This window comes from Dactylosporangium sucinum, assembly GCF_014647515.1.
In the GTDB taxonomy this organism is placed as follows: Bacteria; Actinomycetota; Actinomycetes; order Mycobacteriales; family Micromonosporaceae; genus Dactylosporangium; species Dactylosporangium sucinum.
In genome coordinates this window covers 1-16,045 of the sequence record NZ_BMPI01000088.1, presented here as the reverse complement: position 1 = coordinate 16,045, position 16,045 = coordinate 1, and the positions used below count along the sequence as shown (strand labels likewise).

General features: G+C 70.6%; 9 protein-coding genes. All 9 read right to left on the bottom strand.

Translation table 11 applies throughout. From position 1 onward, the window contains the following. Positions 1-4: 4 nt before the first annotated feature. A complete protein-coding gene (locus IEZ31_RS49345) occupies positions 5-1,003 on the bottom strand; it encodes a hypothetical protein (RefSeq protein WP_190257080.1) in 999 nt (332 codons plus the stop codon). A 57-nt stretch (positions 1,004-1,060) separates the two neighbouring features. Beyond that, positions 1,061-1,678: a hypothetical protein gene (locus IEZ31_RS49340; protein ID WP_190257079.1), complete on the bottom strand. Its 618-nt coding sequence runs from the start codon at positions 1,676-1,678 to the stop codon at positions 1,061-1,063. A 26-nt stretch (positions 1,679-1,704) separates the two neighbouring features. Continuing rightward, complete coding sequence (locus IEZ31_RS49335; RefSeq protein ID WP_190257078.1) at positions 1,705-4,074, bottom strand: family 43 glycosylhydrolase; 2,370 nt, start codon at positions 4,072-4,074, stop codon at positions 1,705-1,707. Between the two features lie 77 nt (positions 4,075-4,151). Beyond that, the gene (locus IEZ31_RS49330) at positions 4,152-7,112 is read right to left on the bottom strand and encodes a beta-xylosidase family glycoside hydrolase (protein ID WP_229837052.1); all 2,961 of its coding nucleotides are present in this window, start codon (positions 7,110-7,112) and stop codon (positions 4,152-4,154) included. 440 nt (positions 7,113-7,552) lie between these two features. Further along, positions 7,553-10,402 (bottom strand): glycosyl hydrolase family 95 catalytic domain-containing protein, encoded by a 2,850-nt coding sequence (locus IEZ31_RS49325; protein WP_190257077.1) that lies wholly within the window; start codon positions 10,400-10,402, stop codon positions 7,553-7,555. Between the two features lie 13 nt (positions 10,403-10,415). Next, positions 10,416-12,221, bottom strand: a complete 1,806-nt coding sequence (locus tag IEZ31_RS49320; RefSeq protein ID WP_373294825.1) for a family 43 glycosylhydrolase — start codon at positions 12,219-12,221, stop codon at positions 10,416-10,418. Positions 12,222-12,240: 19 nt separating this feature from the next. Next, a complete protein-coding gene (locus IEZ31_RS49315; RefSeq protein WP_229837055.1) occupies positions 12,241-13,830 on the bottom strand; it encodes a glycoside hydrolase family 27 protein in 1,590 nt (529 codons plus the stop codon). A 14-nt stretch (positions 13,831-13,844) separates the two neighbouring features. After that, complete coding sequence (locus IEZ31_RS49310) at positions 13,845-14,945, bottom strand: ricin-type beta-trefoil lectin domain protein (RefSeq protein ID WP_190257076.1); 1,101 nt, start codon at positions 14,943-14,945, stop codon at positions 13,845-13,847. A gap of 69 nt (positions 14,946-15,014) precedes the next feature. Continuing rightward, the coding region (locus tag IEZ31_RS49305; protein WP_190257075.1) for a non-reducing end alpha-L-arabinofuranosidase family hydrolase at positions 15,015-16,045 on the bottom strand (1,031 nt) is incomplete at its 5' end.

Here is a 16,045-nt window from a genome sequence, read left to right as displayed (position 1 = left end):
ACGGTCACGAGCCCTGCGCCGCCACGGCGGACGCCCGGCCCTCGTCGCGGGCCCGGTCGAGCAGCAGCGCGAGCCGCCGCCGGCGCTCCCGGCGGACGGTCCGAACGCCGAGGACGAGCACGGCGACGAGCAGCGCCAGGGCCAGTTGCGACCACGGCAGCGCCCAGGTCGTCACGGTGGCCGAGGTCCGGCGGATGTCCGCGCCGGCCTGGTCACCGCCGAGCATTGCCGGGGTCACCTCGACGGTGGTGCGCAGGTGGCCGAGCGCCCAGACGCCGCCGACTCGGGACTCGACCGTCCGGGTTCCGCCGGGCAGCAGTTCCTCGACGTCGGTGGTGGTGAACCGTCCGGCGACCGCCACCCGGCTCGTCCCGGTGGCCCAGACGTTACCGTCGTTGGCCAGCGTGTACCGGACCCGGAGCGTGCCGCCGGCGAACGGGTTCCACGAGGGTGTGTACGTGGCGGTGACGTCCTTGACCGGCAGCGAGGCGGTGACGGTACCGCTGACGCGGGTCATGACCCGGAAGCCGACCCGGCTCTCGACGTTGACCGTGCCGCCGGCGCTCGTGACCGTCGCCGCGATGCCGGCCGGGTGGTCGCCGGGGGCGGCATCCTTGGGCACGGTGATGGTGAACGGCACCACGGTGGTCGCGTTCGCCCCGACCGTGACCTTCTCCTGGACCGCGATCCAGGTGCCGCCGTCCACCGAGGCCCGGTCGGACGGGAGCATGTTGAAGCGTCCCTTGTCGGTGAGGTAGCCGTCGGCGGCCTTCAGCGCGAAGACCACGGTGGTGTCGCTGAAGTTGCGGACCGCCAGGTGTTCGGTGACGGCCTGGCCCGGGTCGAGCGTGCGCTCGATCCAGCGGCGCCCGTCCGGGCCGCTCTGGCCGGCCGGCTGGACCGTCCACGTCAGGGTCGTGCCGCCCGGGTCCGCCGCGGCGGCGGCCGGCGCGGCGGCTACGGCGACGGCCACGGCGGCGAGGGCCGTGAGCATCCGGCGCATGGCGATCCTTCCGGCGGGCCCGGCGGGGACCCGGTCAGGGCCCCCGCCGAGGCGCGGCTACTCGAACAGGGAGAGGGTGAGGGTCGAGCTGTACTGGCCGGCGGCGACGTCGGCCGGGGTGCGCAGGTAGAGGTCGGCGTCGACGGCGTACGCGTCGCCGGCGACGGCCGCCGAGTCGTACGCCGATACCAGCAGTTCCTGGTCGGTGAGGCCGACGTTGTTGCCCGGCTGGGTCGGGTCGTCGAGGACGGTCACGACCTCTTCGCCCTCGGTGACCAGGCCGGTCTCGCCGCCGTCGACGAGGTGCGGCTTCCAGCCGAGGTGGTCGGCGGTGATCGGGGCCTGGCCGGCGGTGCCGACGAAGCTGGTGGCGCTGCCGAGCACGGCCCAGCCGGCGCCGGCGGGCACCTCGTCCGCGGTGCGGGTGTCGGTGACGGTCACCGTCGGCAGGGTGCCGGTGAACTGCCGGACCAGCAGGGTCGAGCCGTTCTCGGTCAGCACGACGGCGTTGCCCGCGACGGACAGGGCGAGGACACCGGGTTCCCGGATCTCGGCGATGTCGACCGTCACCTGGAGGTCGGCGTCGTCGCCCGGCTCCGCGAGGGCGGGCGACGGCAGTGCCACCGCCCCGGCCAGGACGGTGCCGGCGGCGAGCAGCCGGTTCCACTTGTTCATGCGATTGCTCCGTTTGTCGTCGGGGGTCAGGCGCAGGTCGCGCCGGGATAGGCTGCGGTGATGACGGTCGTGGTGCCGGCTCGGACCGTGACCGATCCGGCGCTGATCGACGCGGACCGGGTGGCGAACGACTGGTAGGCGTTCGCGCCCGGTGCCACGCCGGTGAACGTCCGGTTCCCGTAGGGCGTCTCGAGCGTGATGTCGATCGGGGCGTCGTGGTCGTTGCGGGCCTGGACCGCGACGTAGGCCTTCCCGGCGGTGCACCGGGTCTGGGCGTTCACGGTGACGGGCAGGTCGGCCCGCCGGTCGAACGTCCAGGAGTCGAGCTCGAAGAGGTCCTGGCCGGCCGGGCCCTCGTAGGTGAAGTAGACGTCGTGCACGCCGGTGGCGCCGTCGAGGGCGGCGGTCACCTCGGCCCACTCGCCGGTGGGCGCGCCGACCGGGATCGTGCCGGCCACCGGACCGGTGACGCTGTCGAGCCGCACCTGGATCCGCGCCCCGGCAGCGAGCGCACGCACCTTCGCGGTCACGCTCCTGGCGCCGCCGGTGCCGAAGTCCACCGACGACAGGGCCGTCCAGTCGCCGTTGTCGATGTCGCGCACGGCCAGGTTCGGGGCCGAGGCACCGAACTGGGCGGACCCGCCGTCGATCCTGGCGGTGGCGATGCCCTTGCTCCACCCGAGCGTCTCGGCCTCGAACACGCGGTACGGGTTGAAGTTCCGGACCTGGTCCACGCCGGCGTAGGTGCCCACGACCTGCTGGATCGTGCCGTCCGGGTGGAAGGTCAGTTCCTGGATGTGGGGGCTGCGGTACCCCTGGGTCGTGTTGCCGGTGATCCGCTTGTTGAGCGTCGGGGCGTGGTAGGTGAAGTAGTACCTGCCCTCGAACTCGAACACCGACTGGTGGTTGTTGCCGCCCGTGCCCGCGCCGAAGAACTGCGACTGGTTCGGGAACAGCACGCCCGCGTACGTCTCCTTGGGCCACGACATCGGGCTGTCGGAGATCATGTACCCGATCTGGCCGCCGCCGGGGTAGCCGGGCAGCGGCGTCTGGTTGCCGCCGAAGTCGCTGCCGCCGAAGTGCGAGGAGTACGAGAAGTAGTACTTGCCCTGGCGCTTGAAGACGTGCCCGGCCTCGAAGGCGACCGGCGCGTCGACGACGACGGCCGACCCCTGCGTGGCGACCATGTCGTCGGCGAGCTCGATCGCGCGGATGTTCTTCGGGTTGTTGAAGCGCTCGGCGGCCGGCATGCTCGTCGCGGCCGGTCCCCCGCCGAAGTACAGGTAGGCCTGGCCGTCGTCGTCGACGAGCGGCGCCGGGTCGAACTTCCAGGCGACGGCCTCGGCGCCGGGGGTGCTGCCGTTGATCAGCGTGGTCGTGCGCTCGCTGGTCCACGGACCGAGCGGCGACGCACCGGTGACGACGTTGCTCGACCCGCCCCCGTTGGCGTAGTAGAGGAAGAACTTCTCCTGGCCGTCGACCACCTTCATGGCCACGCCGGGCGCCCACGAGTTGCTGGTGAACGGTGCGGCGCCGGTCGGGCCGGCGACCTGGATCTCGCCGTGGTCCGTCCAGTTCACGAGGTCGTCGGAGGAGATCAGCGTGATCTGGTTGATGCTGCCGTAGTTGATGGCCGCGGAGACGCCGGTGACCGGGTCGGGCGCGTAGCCCTGGGTGTCATTGGTCATGTACATGTACACCCGGCCGCCGTGCACGAAGCCGAACCCGTCGGCGCCGAACTTGTGCCCGATGAGCGGGTTGTGCTCACCGGGGAGCTTGCCGACGACCTCGACGGTCTTCGACGGCGCCGGGGGTGGCGGCGCGCCGACCACCGACACGTCGTCGAGCTTGAAGTCCATGAGGTGCGTGTCGGGCGCCGACGACGGCGTCGACGTCCACGGGGTCTCGAAGAACAGCCGCGCGGTCGCGACGCTCTGGCTGGACGGGATCGTGAACGAGCCGCTGAACTGGGCCCACTGGCCCTTGGTCGCGGTGACGCTGACGAGGTTGGTGTAGGTACCCCCGCCGTAGTGCATCGTGGCGAAGAACTGCTTCGTCGCGGGACCGTTGGCGTTCTCGTACTTGATCCGGGCGGTCAGGGTGTAGGTCTGCCCGGCCTGCACCTTGCCGCTGAGGTCCTGCATCGGCCCGGACCCGGTGGTCGTGCGGCTGGTGACGAGCACCGCGCTGGCGCCGGAGTAGGCGTCCGGGGTCGATGAGAGGGTGGCGCTGTCGGTGGCGTTGCCGTTGTTGACGAACCAGCCGGTGAGGCCGTTCTCGAACCCGCCATTGACGATGAGGTTCTCGTCGGCGGCCCGGGCCGGCGCGGCTGCGGCGACAAGGCCGGCGGCGAGCAGGGCGGCCACGGCCGCTGCTCTTCGTAGGCGATGGACCACGTACGTCCTCCTTGGTTGCTGGGGTGTGCGGTACCGCGGGGCCGGCCGTCGACCGGCCCCGGGGCAACGGATGCGGGTCAGGCGCAGCTGACGGCGGTGTACTGGGCCGTCCGGACCGTCGTCACGTCCCTGCCGCCGACGGTCCCGGCGGCGCGGACGGTCACCGTGCCGGGCGGCACCGACCCGGCGCGCGTGGCGAACTGCTGGTAGGCGTTGCCGGCCGGCGCGACGGCGGTGAACGACCGCTCGCCGTACGGGGTCTGCAGGGTGAGGTTCACCGGCGCGTCGTGGTCGTTGCGGGCCTGCACGGCGACGTACGCCTTGCCGGCGACGCACCGGGCCTGCGCCGAGACCGTGACGGGCAGCGCGGGATCGGCCTTGACGACGCCGAGCCGGGCCAGCTGGTAGCTGAGCTTGCGTTCCGGGGCGTCGATCTGGTTCTGGGTGCCGAACTGCCCGGCGCGCGCCGCTGTTGCGCCGGCGAGTGCGTCCTGCATCGCGGCCCAGGCATCCTGCGGGTAGGACCGCGGGTCCAGCGTCCCCGCGTAGGCGATGGCCGCGTCGAGGGCGCTCGTGTCGAGTGGCCGGTTCTGGGCGCTCAGCGTGTCGCTGAGGTTGAAGTAGTCGAAGTCGACGCGTCCGCCGGTCTGCTGCGTCGCGTAGTTGAACAGACCGACCCGGTGGCCCATGAAGTGGGCGAGGCTGCCGTCCAGTGCCTGCGGGCCGACGCGGTTGCCCAGCTGGCTCCAGTGCTGCCCGTCGAGGCTGTAGGAGAACGTCGTCCACAGCTGTCCGACGGGCGATGCGAAGTCGAGGTCGGCCTTCACGTACACCTGGGTGGCGTTGCCCAGCGGCACTGTCGTACCGGGCACGAAGTTCTCGAGCGTCGTCTGGTCGAGGTCCACCGCGAACGGCTGGCCCCGGTTGACGACGCCCAGCGTGTTCACGCCGCCGGAGCGCTTGACCGCCACGTACGAGAAGCCACGGTTGTAGGCGGCCAGGCCGGCGACGTCGCCGTCCTTCATGCCGGAGATGTCCATCCTGGTCTCGACCGACTGGCGGGGGCCGAACGTGCGCTGCGTGAGCATGTTGCGGGCCTCCTCCAGCCAGGCCAGCTCGGACCGGTTGGACAGCTTCGTGTAGATGTACTTGCCGGTGACGACCTTGCCGTTCGTCAGCCGCAGCCAGCCGTCCCGGTCGGTCAGCGACCAGTAGCGGTTGTCGGGGGCGTGGTTCCACTCCCACACCGGGTCCAGCCGGGAGCCGTTCGGGGCGATCTCCGCCGCGGCCGGGTACTCGGTCGTCGCCGCCTGCCCGACGATCGAGACGTCGTCGATGAGGTACTCGACGGACGACGACGCCGGCTGCGGGTTGGCCCACGGCGTCTCCACGGCGAACTTGAAGTTGTTGACGTTCGCCGTCGCCGGGACCGTGTACTGGCCCGACACCGTCGTCCACTGCCCGGCCGGCACGTCATCGGCGGCCATCACCTGGACGCCCGAGCCCCAGTCCGCGGCGAGGTTGAACCGCACGGTGGCCGGCCCGGACGCGTACTTGATCTTCGCGGAGACGGTGTAGGTGAGGCCCGGCTGCAGCTTGCCGTTGAGGTACTGGTTCGGTCCCGAGCCGTTGAGCGTGCGGTTGCCGACCCGCAACGCCGCCGCCCCGGTCGCCGGGCCGGTGGTGTCCAGGGCGAGGGTGGCGCCGAACTGGGCGGCCCACGGCGAGACGGTCCCGGCCTCGAAGCCCGGGTTCTGCACGAGCTCGACGCCGATGAGCGAGTCGTCGTAGGTGGGCGGTGCCGGGATCGTCCACTGCTCGTCCATGTACGCCTTGTGCGGCGCGTCGTTGTCGAAGTCGTCGGAGCCGACGATCGACTTCTGCCGCTCGAACAGCTCCTGCTCCGGGGTCAGCCGGATCGGCTTGGCGAAGACGCCGTCCACGGGCACGACCCCGTTGTTGCCGAAGGTCGGCCAGCCGTCCTGCCAGGTCGCCGGGATGAGCGCCGGGATGCGGCCGACCGGGAACGTGTCGCGGAAGAACATGCCGTACCAGTCGGTGCCGCCCCCCTGGCGGGCGATCGGCACGAGGCTGCCCTGGGCGAACCCGTTGGAGTTGAGCACGCCGCGCGCCTCGTAGGTGTTCACGCCCCCGGCCGAGGTGTAGCGCCCGAGCAGGTCCCGCGAGCGGAACATGACGACCTGGCGCCCCTGGCCCGACGGCCACGTGATGATGACGCAGTAGTAGTAGCCGTCGATGTAGGAGAACTGGGCGCCCTCGAACAGGCCGCCGATGAACGGCCGGCCGGCGTAGTCGCCCGCGGTGAAGATGTTCGGGTAGTCCTGTGCGATGGCCGTCAGGTCGCCGTTGAGCCGCACGGCGCTCGTGCCGCCGGAGCCGTAGAAGATGTACGGCGTGCCGTCGACGTCGAAGAACAGCGACGGGTCGTGCAGGGCGCGCCCCAGGGCGGTCCGCTGCCAGGCGCCGTTCTCGATGTCGTCGGTGCGGTAGAGGTACGCGCCGCCGAGGTTGTTGGTGTTGAAGACGGCGTAGAACATGCCGTCGTGGTAGCGCAGCGACGACGCCCACTGGCCCTGGCCGTACGAGTTCTGGCCGTTGCGCAGGGAGAAGCCGTCGCCGATGCTGGCCCGGTCGAAGACGTAGTTGACGATCTCCCAGTTCACGAGGTCGTACGACTTCATGATCGGTGCGCCCGGGCTCAGGTGCATCGTCGTGCTGATCATGTAGTAGATGTCCCGGCCCTCGCGGTTGGCGGCGGCCGGGACGCGTTCCACGCTGATGTCGGGCACGTCGGCGTTCAGCAGCGGTACCGAATATGTGCCGTCGCCCTTGTCGGTCGACGTGTAGGAGGAGCGCGGGGACCAACCGTCGGCGGCGTGCGCCGGGCCGGTGGCCACGAGACCGGCACACAGCAGCGCCCCGACCATGACGGACGGGATCGTGGCAATGCGTTTCCATGCGGCAGCGAGCACCATGAACATAAGCGGCGACTCCGGGCTGATGTGGACGCGGGGCATCGGCCGGAGAGACCAGGTCGGCGGGTTCCGACAGGGCGGGCACTCCGGACACGAATGCGACGGGCCCTCATCATGTGATCGCTAACATCCGAAAGTCAAGGGATGTTCGATACGGTCGCGAAACTTTTGCGAAACACGATTCTGGAAACGCTCCCAAACGCGAACCGACCTGTAGTTCAGGCGGTCGTCAAGCGGATCGCCAGCCCGACTCACCCATTTGACCTCGGCATATGCCGGTCGACAGAACGTCGATGAACTCAACCACATCGATTCATTCGAAATGGGCGACGCTTCGGATTCTCGGGCGACCCGCCAGGCGTACGAGACATAACACATTTCCCGTGGAAGATTTGTGTTATGCCGAGGCCACCGGTTCGGTCGCGGTTGACATATCGGCCCGGAATGCGGACGCTGGTCGGCAGGTATCCACGCCGCGATCGTCAGAGCGCCGTCACGGTCCAGTGGTTGTTCGGGCTGGTGTTGGGTGCCCACAGGGCGACGGTCGAGCCGACCACGCTGCTGCCCATGCCGTCGAGCGCCGTCCCCGTGCCCCGGTTGACGATCTGGCAGCGGCCGTTGCCGACATCGGCGAGCCGCCACTGCTGGTTGTTGCCGCCGTTCCACGCCGCCTGCCGGCAGGCGGCGCCGTTGGCGGTGCTGCCCCAGCTGTCGAGCACCATGCCGTTGGTGCGGTTGACGATGCGGCACCAGCCCCCGCCGAGGTCGACGAGTTGCCACTGCAGGTTGGTGCTGCCGTCCCAGGTCCACTGCTTGAGGTTGGACCCCGAGGCGACGTTGCCGCCGCTGTCGAGCACCAGGCCGGTGGTCGCGTTCGCGATCCGCACGTACCCCTGCGGCACCGGCGGCTGCTGGGCGGTCAGGCGGTAGGTGCGCACGGCCAGCCCGGGCAGCTGGACGACGTCGGCCTCGGGTCTGGTGACCGCGACGGCGGTCCCGTTCGTGGCGTCGGTGACCGTGACGGTGCCGGTGAGCATCCGGCTGCGCACCTTGGCCATGCCGTCGCGGTCGAACCTGACGGTGATCTCGGTCGCCTGGCCACCGCTCCACCGGGCGCCGACGGTGTAGCCGCCTCGGCCGCGCAGGCCCTGCACCTGCCCGGCCGGCCAGGCCGACGGCAGCGCGGGCAGCACGTGCAGCTCCCCCGTGTGGCTGTGCAGCAGCATCTCGGCGATGCCGGAGGTGGCCCCGAAGTTGCCGTCGATCTGGAACGGCGGGTGCAGGTCGAACATGTTCGGCGCGAGCCGGGCCGGCGTCACGAGCAGGCGGATCAGGTCGTGGGCCCGGGTGCCCTCCTCCATCCGCGCCCAGTAGTTGATCTTCCAGGCGAGCGACCAGCCGGTGCCGTCGTCGCCGCGCAGTTCCAGGGTCCGCCGGGCCGCGGTGAACAGCGCCGGGGTCCCCCGCCTGGTGATCTGGTTGCTGGGGTGCAGGCCGTACAGGTGGGAGATGTGCCGGTGGTACTGCTCCGTCTCGACCCAGTCGTACAACCACTCCTGGATGTTGCCGCGGGAGCCGACCTTCATCGGCGCGAGCCGGTCCCGGGCGGCCAGGACCCGGCCGCGCAGGTCCGCGTCGACGCCGAGGACCTGCGCGGCCTGGGCGACGCCGTTGAACAGGTCCCGCAGGATCTGGTTGTCCATGGTCGGCCCGGCGCAGACGCTCACGCCCGAGTGGTGGGCGAGCTCCGGGGAGTTCGACGGGTTCGTGACCAGGTACCGCAGCGCCGGCTCCTCGACGAGGGTGTCGAGGAAGAACTGCGCGGCGCCCTGCATGGCCGGGTAGTTCGCGCGCAGGAACGCAAGGTCGCCCGTGAACAGGTAGTGGTCCCAGATCATCGTGGCCAGCCAGGCTCCGCCGGTCTGCCACATGCCCCACAGCGCGCCGTCGACGACCGACGATCCCCGCCAGGCGTCGGTGTTGTGGTGGGTGACCCAGCCACCCGCGCCGTACTGCACCTGCGCCGTGCGGGCACCGGTCACCGCCAGCTCGCCGATCATCCGGAAGACCGGCTCGTAGCACTCGGCCAGGTTGGTCGAATCGGCCGGCCAGTAGTTCATCGGCAGGTTGGCGTTCAGTGTGTACTTCGAGTCCCACGACGGACTCAGCGAGTCGTTCCAGATGCCCTGCAGGTTGGCCGGCTGCGTGCCCGGCCGGGAGGAGGAGATGAGCAGGTACCGGCCGAACTGGAACAGCAGCGCGGAGAACTGCGGGTCGGCGGTGGTCGCGTGCCGGGAGATGCGCACGTCGGTCGGCTGGTCGGCCGCGGCGGTGCGGCCGAGGTCGAGCGTGGTGCGGTTGAACAGCTGCTGGTAGTCGGCCACATGCCGGGCGCGCAGCTGGTCCCAGGTCCGGGCCGTGGCCGCGGTGAGGTACGTGCGGGCCCGGCCCTGGTGGTCGCCGCTGGTGTCGCGGTAGTTGACGTAGCTGGTGCCGATCGAGATCAGCACCGTCGCGCTGGTGGCCCCGCTGACCTGCAGCGTGCCTGCGGAACTGCTCACGGTTCCGCCCTCGGCGACCGCCCGGGCCAGTGCGTGGAACCTGACCTTGCCGGCCAGGCCCCGCTGGTCGCCGGAGATCCCGTCGACGGCCGCCGTCGCCGTGTCGGGGCTGGAGACCGTCGTGCGCTGCGGGCTGTCGAACCTCGCGGAGAACGTGATCGCGCCCGACCGGTCGGCGGTCAGCCGCACCGCGATCACCTGGTCCGGCGCGCTCGCGAGCACCTCCCGCCGGAACCGGGTGCCGTTCTGCAGGTACGACACGCCCGCGACGGCCGTGGTCAGGTCCAGGAACCGGGAATACTCCGACACCCCGGCCGTGCCGCCGGCGAAGGTGAGCCGGAGGTTGCCCATGATCTGGTACGCCAGCTGCGCCGACGGGATGCCGAGCAGGTTCTGGTCGACAAGGCTCTGCGCCTGGCTCCACTGGTTGGCGAAGACCAGCTGCCGGATCTGGGCCAGGGCGGCGGCGCCGCGGGGGTTGCTCTGGTCGTACGGGCCGCCCGCCCAGATGGTGTCCTCGTTGAGCTGGATCCGCTCCACGTCGGTGTTGCCGAACACCATGGCGCCGAGGCGCCCGTTGCCAATCGGCAGCGCCCGCAGCCAGTCGGTGCCGGCGCTCTGCTCGTACCACAGCGCCAGGTCGCCGGCGGCCCGCACCTCCGGCGGGGCCGCCGCCGAGGCCGGCGACGCATCCCAGACCAGCGGCGCGACCGCCGCGCCCGCGCCGGCAGCGCCGGCCTTCAACACCTGCCTGCGGGTCACCTCAGCCATGTCGTGCGGCTCCTCACGCTTGGAACGAGACGTCGTCGACGTACAGGGAGTCGGTACCGGCTGCGGTCTCGACGTAGAACGTGGCGCCGGTCAGCGTGCCGGTCCACGAGACGGTGGCGGTGCCGGTCAGCAGCGTCCAGCCGTTCGGGTTCACGGCCGTCGCCGGGGTCAGGGAGACGTAGCTGGTCGTGCCGCCGGCGGTGAGGGCGAGGGTCGCCTTGGCCGACGGCGTGCCGCTCTGGCTGCGGACCCAGGCGTTGGTCGTGTAGGTGCGGCCGTTGGTCAGCCGCGAGGTCACGTCCTGGCTGGGGCCGTTCCACGCGGCGGTGCGCCCGGTGAGCGACAGGGAGCGGGCGCCGCCGTGCGCGGCCGCCGTGGTGGCGGAGAGGGTGCCGCTGCCGAACACGCCCCAGCCGGTCGTGCCGTTCTCCGCGGTGCCGTTCGTGAGCAGGTCGGCGCTCCCGCCCCCGGTGAACTGCCACCAGTTCACGTTGAACAGCGAGCCGCTGCCGCCGGTGAACCGCAGGTACAGGTCGTGGGTGCCGGTGGCGCCGGTGACGGGGCAGGTGACGCTCGTCCAGGTCTGCCAGCCGCCGGTGCCGGGCACGGTGCATGTGCCGGCGAGTGTGCCGTTCACCCCGTCCAGGCGCAGTTCGATGCGTCCGCCGGCGGCGGCCGAGGCCACCCGGGCCGTGAAGGACGTCGCCCCGGCGCCGAAGGCGGCGCCCTTCACCTTGATGTAGTCGCCGTTGTCGATCCAGCCGACGTTCATGCCGCCCTCGCCGGCCGGCTCGGTCTCCACACCCGACTCCCACGCGATCGTCTCCGCCTCCTGGCGGATGTAGGGGTCCAGCGTCCCCACCTGGGGTGCGCCCGAGGAGGTCATGTTGATCGTCGGGATCGTGCCGTCGGCGTTGTAGCTGAACTTCTCCACGGCGACCGACCGGGTGAAGCCGCCGCCGCCCGGCAACGCGCCGTTGTGGTAGAAGAAGTACGATCCGCCGTTGTAGTCGATGACGCCGGCGTGGTTGGTGAAGCTGCCGCCCTGCCGGGGCATGACCGTGCCGCGGTAGGTCCACGGGCCGGTCGGGCCCGGCGCCGTCGAATAGCCGATGAACTCGGAGCAGCACTCGGCCGCGAAGACGTTGTAGTACAGGCCGTTGCGCTTGTAGACCCAGGGTCCCTCCTCGTAGAGGGTGGGGCGGCTCGTGTTCCCGCTGCGGGTGCCGAATCCCGCGGTGGTGAGCGGGATCTGGGCCGGGCTGCCGGAGTACGAGATCATGTCGGTGTTGAGCCGGACGTACCACAGGTTGGGGTTGCCCCAGTAGAGGTACGCCTGGCCGTTGTCGTCGATGAAGACGGTGGGGTCGATCTCGCCGTTCTCGACGAGCGGGCGGCCGATGGCGTCGGTGAACGGTCCGGTCGGGCTGGTGGACACGCCGACGCCGATCGCCATCCGGCCGGTGGCCCGGTTCGTCACGGGGACGTACCAGTAGAACTTCCCGTTGCGGTTGACGACCTGGCCGGCCCATGCGTCGGACTTCGCCCAGCTGAACGTCGCGAGGCTCATCGGGGAGCCGTGGTCGGTCCAGTTCACCATGTCGGTGGAGGAGTAGACCCGCCAGTCCTTCATCGTGAAGTAGGTGGAGGCGTCCTCGTCGTGGCCGGTGTAGAGGTAGACGCGGCCGTTGTACACCAGAGGCGCGGGGTCGGCGGTGTAGATCGTCTGGACGATCGGGTTGTCGGCCCGGGCCACCCCTGGCACCAAGGCCAGCGCGCAGAGCAGGCCGGTCGCCCAGGCCATTCGGCGGAACTTCACAAGAGTCTCCTCGGCAAGGCTAGGTCCGGGTCCAGCGCTGGTTGGCGGCGGCGGTGCAGGACCACAGGATCACGGTGGTGCCGTTGGCGGTGTTGTTGCCGTTGACGTCCAGGCACAGGCCGGACTGGGCGTTGCTGACGGTGCCGTCGGCGCCCAGGTTCCAGCGCTGGTTCGCGCCGCCGTTGCAGTCCCACAGCTGGGCCTTCGCCCCGGCGGTGGCGTTGAGCGGCGCGTCGAGGCACTTGCCGAGGGCCTGGATCGTCTGGCCGCTCACCGTCCAGCGCTGGTTGGCGGCGCCGTGGCAGTCCCAGATGACGGGCTGGGTGCCGTTGGCGGTGCCGCTGTTGGGCACGTCGAGGCAGCGGCCGGACGCGGCGCTGACGAACGCGGTCGGCGTGGTGCCGGTACCGCCGCCGCTCACGCGGTAGACGACCGTGCCGTGCCCGGGCACGCTCGCGGTGATGGCGCCGCTCGTCGTGCTGGTGGCGCCGGTCCAGGCGTCGCGGAGCGTGAAGCTGGTCCCGGTCTTGCCGACGGCCGCGGCCGTGGTGGAGATCGTGGTCGTCGCGCTGCCCTGGTTGAACAGCGCGACCGCGACGTCGCCGTTGGCCAGGCGCTTCGCGAGGACGCGGCGGGTGCCGTCGTTCGACACCTGCATGGCCTGCAGGCCCAGGGAGTCCTGGTTGACGGCGATGAGGTCCTGGTTCTTCAGGATGGCCTGGGTGGCCGAGCTCATCGAGCGGATGTCGTTGCCGGCGATGAGCGGCGAGGCCATGACCGCCCACAGGGCGAAGTGGCTGCGCATCTCGGTGTCGGTCATGCCGCCCCGCCCGACCTCGAGCATGTCGGGGTCGTTGAAGCGGCCCGGTGCGGCGTACCCCGCGAGCGGCACGGTGACGTTGACGATGTTCTGGATGCCCATCGGATAGCCGTTGGTCTGCCCCGTGTCCCACGCGTTGGTGATGTCCTCGGTGGTACGCCACAGGTTGGCCACGTCGCCCCAGTTGCGCTGGGGCCCGGTCTTGGCGTGGATGCTGTTGGGGTTGATGCTGTAGACGATCGGGCGACCGGTGGCGGCGAGGGCGTCGCGCATCTTGGCGAAGGTGGCGACCTGGTCGTTGATCGTGCCGTTCGGTGAGCACCAGTCGTACTTGAGATAGTCGACGCCCCAGGCGGCGAACTGGCGGGCGTCCTGGGCCTCGTGGCCCTGGCTGCCGGTGGCGCCGGGATAGGAGCCGAAGTACTGGGCGCAGGTCTTGTCCACCGGCACCTGGTAGAGGCCGAACTTGAGCCCCTTGCCGTGCAGATAGTCCCCGAGCGCCTGCATGCCGCTGGGGAAGCGCGACGGGTCGCCCTGCAGGTTGCCGGCGCTGTCCCGGCTGGGGTTGAACCAGCAGTCGTCCACGACGACGTACTGGTAGCCGAGGTCGCGCAGGCCGCTGCTGACGATCGCGTCGGCCATCTGCCGGATCAGTGACTCGCTGATGTTGCAGCCGAAGCTGTTCCAGCTGTTCCAGCCCATCGGCGGGGTGCGGGCCACGCCGTTGTCCAGGGCGTTTGCGGGCGGGGTCCGCAGGATGGCCGTGACGACCGACAACAGCAGCAGCATGGTGACCAGGCGCTTCATCGCAGCGTCCAGCGCTGGTTGGCGGCGGCGGTGCAGGTCCACAGGATCACCGTGGTGCCGTTGGCGGTGGCGTTGCCGCTGACGTCCAGGCACAGGCCGGACTGGGCGTTGCTGATCGTCCCGTTGGCGTTGACGCTCCACCGCTGGTTGGCCCCGCCGTGGCAGTCCCACAGCTGAACCTTGGCCCCGGCGGTGGCGCCGGTCGGTGAGTCCAGGCACTTCCCGACCGACCGCAGGGTCTGCCCGTCGACCGTCCAGCGCTGGTTGGCGGCGCCACTGCAGTCCCAGATGATGGGCTGGACGCCGTTGGCGGTGCTGCCGTTCGGCACGTCGAGGCAGCGGCCGGAGGCGGCGCTGACCAGGGCCGAGCCGGTGGGGGTGGCGGGGTCGCCGATGCTGCCGGGCACGGAGCGCAGCGCCGCGTACCAGGTGGCGGCCATCTTGTCGTAGCCGGTCGCGGTGGGGTGGATGCCGTCGATGAGGTCGGCGGTGGTGAGGGCCGCGTGCATGTCGACGAACCGGACGCGCTTGCCGGCGTCGACCTTGCTCTGCACGATGCCGGGGATGGCGGCGTTGAAGGTGCGGGCGGCCGCCTCCTGACCGCCGTTGCTCAGCGGGATGATGCTGGCGACGAACACGTCCGCGGCCGGCGCGGCGGAGGTGATGTGGTCGATCAGCGTGGAGAGCCGGCCCGGCGCGCCGGCGACGTTGAAGTTCTGCAGGATGTCGTTGGTGCCGATGTGCAGCAGGACGGTGCGCGGGGTCGTGGTCCGCAGCCACCCGGCGATGTTGGCGTCGATCTGGTCGATCCGCCATCCGGGATGGCCCTCGTGGTCGTGGTCGCCGAGGGCGGCCGGCCCGTTGAACTGGGAGCCGACCAGGTCGACCCGGTAGCCGCCGGCCGCCATCCGCTGCCACAGGCCGATGCGGTAGCCCCCGGGGACCTGGGTGCCTTCGGTGATGGAGTCGCCCAGGGGCAGCACGCGTACGCCCCCGTTGGACTCGGCCGCCGCGACGCCGGTCCAGGTGACCAGGGCGACCGCGGCCAGCGCGACGGTTGCCGCCGCCGTGACGATCCATCGCTTCCTCGTACGCATGACTGCCCTCCTCGGGGTCGGCCTGCCGCTCCCGCGTCGGCGGCGGGAGCGGCAGGACGGATCTTTTGGCTAGCGCTGCAGGGTCAGTACGCCGGGCCGGTACGGCAGGAGGCCGTAGTCGCCGCCGGAGCTGGGGCTGCGGCCCTGGTAGAGCAGCTGCAGGTTGCACGGGTCGACGGTCTTGGTCTGGTCGGGGTTGCTGCGGACCAGGTCGCCGTGGCTGATGTCGTTGGTCCAGGTGGCGCCGCTGTTGGCCTTGCCGGCGAAGGGGTTGCTCTCCGTCGCGGCCTGCGGTGTCCACGAGCCGCTCAGGCTGGAGGACGTGAACGAGCGGAAGTAGCGGCCGTTCGCGCCGATCGCCTCGACGAGCATCAGGTACTGGTTCTGGCCCTGGACCTTGTAGACCTCGACCCCTTCGAAGAGGTTGTTGGTCGTGTCGCTCATGATCTGGGTGTAGCTGGAGCCGAAGCTGCCGGGGAAGTTCCCGATCGGCATGCTGGCCCGGTAGATCTTGCCGTTGTCGCCGGCGAAGAACAGGTACATGTTCGTGCCGTCACCGATGATCGTCTGGTCGATCGGGCCGGTGCCGGAGCCGGAGATGCTGCCGGAGAACAGCGTCTGCGGCGACGACCAGCCGTTGGCGTTGGTGGGGTCGCTCGACGTGCGGTAGTTGAACGCGGCCCCGCCCCACTGGTAGGTGAGCACCCAGATGTTCTTCGGGGCGAAGTAGAACAGGGTGGGCGCGACCGCACCGAACGACATGCCGTTCTGGCTGGCCGAGGCCATGTCGGACCAGTTCGTGAACAGGCCGAAGTTCATCGAGCCCCACGTCGAGCCGGTGTCGTGCGTCGTCGCGTAGACGAGATGCCGGCCGTTGTAGACGACGTTGGTGAAGTCCTTGAGCGAGACCCACCCCGACTTCGGGTTCGCCAGCGAGCCGGTCGACGTCCAGCGGTACGTCGACGGCAGCGTGCACGTCCCGCCGGTGTTGCCCGGTGTGGTCGGGGTGGTGCCGCCGACGCGGACGAGCTGCCACTGCTGGTTGGTGCCGTCCCAGTCGCTGTACTGCACGACCGCGCCACCGTCGGCGGTGGAGGCGT